Source organism: Sandarakinorhabdus sp., from assembly GCF_031422795.1.
In the GTDB taxonomy this organism is placed as follows: Bacteria; Pseudomonadota; Alphaproteobacteria; order Sphingomonadales; family Sphingomonadaceae; genus Sandarakinorhabdus.
In genome coordinates this window covers 1-2,589 of the sequence record NZ_JANPML010000443.1, presented here as the reverse complement: position 1 = coordinate 2,589, position 2,589 = coordinate 1, and the positions used below count along the sequence as shown (strand labels likewise).

General features: G+C 68.7%; 3 protein-coding genes. 1 reads left to right on the top strand and 2 read right to left on the bottom strand.

The features are described from left to right. Positions 1-336: enoyl-CoA hydratase/isomerase family protein (locus tag RMO81_RS15095; protein ID WP_310476755.1), on the bottom strand; the 336-nt coding region annotated here is incomplete at its 3' end. Position 337: 1 nt separating this feature from the next. Beyond that, positions 338-1,681 (bottom strand): L-serine ammonia-lyase, encoded by a 1,344-nt coding sequence (locus RMO81_RS15090; RefSeq protein WP_310476754.1) that lies wholly within the window; start codon positions 1,679-1,681, stop codon positions 338-340. 91 nt (positions 1,682-1,772) lie between these two features. Between RMO81_RS15090 and RMO81_RS15085 the strand changes: the two genes are divergently transcribed. Next, a partial coding sequence (locus tag RMO81_RS15085; protein ID WP_310476752.1) for an acyl-CoA dehydrogenase family protein occupies positions 1,773-2,589 on the top strand: 817 nt, incomplete at its 3' end.

Sequence of the window (2,589 nt, the reverse complement as noted above, 5' to 3'; positions counted from 1 at the left end):
GCCGCCGGTGGCCACGCCCTTCAAGGCGCAGATGGTCGGCTGATCAATGCCCTGCACGGCGCGCATCACCCGCGCGCCCAGCTGCGCGGCGCGGCGGGCTTCCGTCAACGAGGCCGGCGCGGCCAACCGGCCTTCCATCTCGCCGATATCGGCGCCCACCGAAAAATCCGTCCCCTCGCCGCCCAGCACCACGGCGCGCACATCGCCAGCCCCGCGCAAACTGTCGGCAAGGCGCTCCAGTTCCGCCAGCATCGCCTGGCTCAGCGCATTGCGCTTTTCCGGGCGATTGAGGGTGATGGTGGCGATCTGGTCAGCCACGTGCAGGGTCACAGTCATCTCAGCACTCCACCACGTTCACCGCCAGGCCCCCCTGGCTGGTTTCCTTGTATTTGTGGCTCATGTCGATGCCGGTCTGGCGCATCGTTTCGATCACCTGATCAAGGCTGACCCGGCTCTGGCCGGTCCGATGCAGCGCCAGCCGGGCAGCATTGGCGGCCTTCACCGCGCCGATGGCGTTGCGCTCGATACAAGGGATTTGCACCAGCCCGCCGACCGGATCGCAGGTCAGGCCCAGATTATGCTCCATGCCGATTTCGGCGGCGTTGGCGACCTGCGTGGGCGTGGCATTCCACACCGCCGCCAGCCCCGCCGCCGCCATCGAACACGCCACGCCCACTTCGCCCTGACAGCCCATTTCCGCGCCCGAAATCGACGCGCGCTGCTTGTAGAGCAGGCCGATGGCGCCCGCGGTGGCCAGAAACCGCCGGCGCTGATCAGCCCCTTCGCAATAATGGCGCATCACGGCGGGCAAGATGCCAGCCGCGCCATTGGTTGGTGCCGTCACCACCTGGCCGCCCGCGGCATTTTCCTCGTTCACCGCCATGGCGTAAACGTTGAGCCAATCGAACAACCGCTCCGGTTCATTGGCGCTTCGGCCTTGCTGCAATTGCCGCCACAAGGCTGGCGCGCGGCGTTCGACGTTGAGGCCGCCGGGAAGAATGCCCTCAGTCACCAGCCCGCGATCGATGCAGGCGAGCATCACCGCCGCCACATGATCCAGCCCGGCCTGTGTTTCGGCGCGCGGCCGGAAGGCGTCTTCGTTGGCCAGCACGATGGTTTCCAGGCTGTGGCCGGTGGTTTCGGCGATGGCCAGCAGCTCGGCCGCGCTGCCGAAATTGTGCGGCACGGCGTGGCCGGTCGCCACCCGGTCAGCCGGTGCGGCCTGTTCGAGCTGGCGGCGGCTGGCGATGAAACCACCGCCGGTGGAAAACCAGTCTTCTTCGGCCAGCCGCTGCCCGCCCGCCAGCACGGCAAGGCGCATGGCGTTGGGGTGGAGAAGTTCGCGCGTGTCGTAATCGAGGCTGATATCGGCGGCCGGATCGAATGCGACATCCGCCAGCCGCCCGGATTGTGCCAGGCCAGCCAGATCGCGCTGCGCAGCCGGCGCATCGAAGGTTTCCGGCGCGTGGCCGAGCAGCCCCAGCGCCACCGCGCGCAGCGTACCATGGCCATGGCCAGTGAACGCCAGGCTGCCCTGCAGCGTCACCACCACCCGCGCGCCTTCCGGCCAGCGCTGCTGCGCCAGCCGCTGGCCATAGCGCAAGGCGATGCGCATCGGCCCCACCGTGTGCGAGCTGGAAGGGCCAACGCCCACGCGAAACATGTCGAGCACTGAAAGCATACTGCAATCGTGGACGAGCCAGCGCAGGGCTGCAATGCCTGCCGGAAAATCCAGCCTGTGCGACAGCGCTGCTCAGGCCTAAGCTGGGGTCATGGATGATGTGTTGATCGATCAGGTGAGCCGGCTGTTTGCCCGCGAGGCAACAGAGGAACGGTTGCGCCAGGCCCGCGCCGGGCAGGCGGTGGAGGGCTGGGCAGCAATCGAGGCGGCCGGCGTCGCACTGGCGCTGGTGCCGGAGGCAGACGGCGGTCTGGGGCTGGATGCAGCAACCGTGCTGGCCATCGCCCGCGCCCATGGCCGGGCGGGCGCGCCTTGGCCGCTGACGGAAGCGATACCGCCGCCCGGCCACACCCAGTGGGGGGCCGCACTGGCAACGGCAGAGATCGCCGGCCTGGCTGAAACCGTGCTGACGATGACGCTGGAATGGACGCAGACCCGCCAGCAGTTTGGCAAGCCCTTGTCGAAGAATCAGGCGGTGCAGCACAGCCTGGCGCAGATGGCGGCGGAAACGGCGGCGGCGGGCGCTGCCGTTGGGTTGGCCGGGCTGGGACTGATGGGCGGACATTTGGCGCCAGTGGCGGCGGCCAAGGCCCGCGCCAGCGAAGCAGCAGGCATCGTGGCAGCGCTGGCGCACCAGTTGCACGGCGCCATCGGCGTGACGGCGGACCATCGCCTGCACCTGTTTACCCGCGCGCTGTGGCAAAAACGCGATGCCCACGGCGGCGAGCATGCGCTGCACAGCTCGCTGGGGGCAAACCTGCTGGCGGGCGGCAGCCTCTGGCATTTTGTCACCGACGAGCCGCTGCTCGACCTTGGCGTTACGGCTGCAACCGGTGATCGCTTCCGCTTCCCGGTCGTCGCCGAAAATGCCGAGCGCGCCGCCCTGCGCGCCGACGTGCGCGCTTTCC

Excerpts from the sequence above, each read along its gene's own strand:
- RMO81_RS15090 (WP_310476754.1), bottom strand. The coding sequence starts at position 1,681 with ATGCTTTCAGTGCTCGACATGTTTCGCGTGGGCGTTGGCCCTTCCAGC.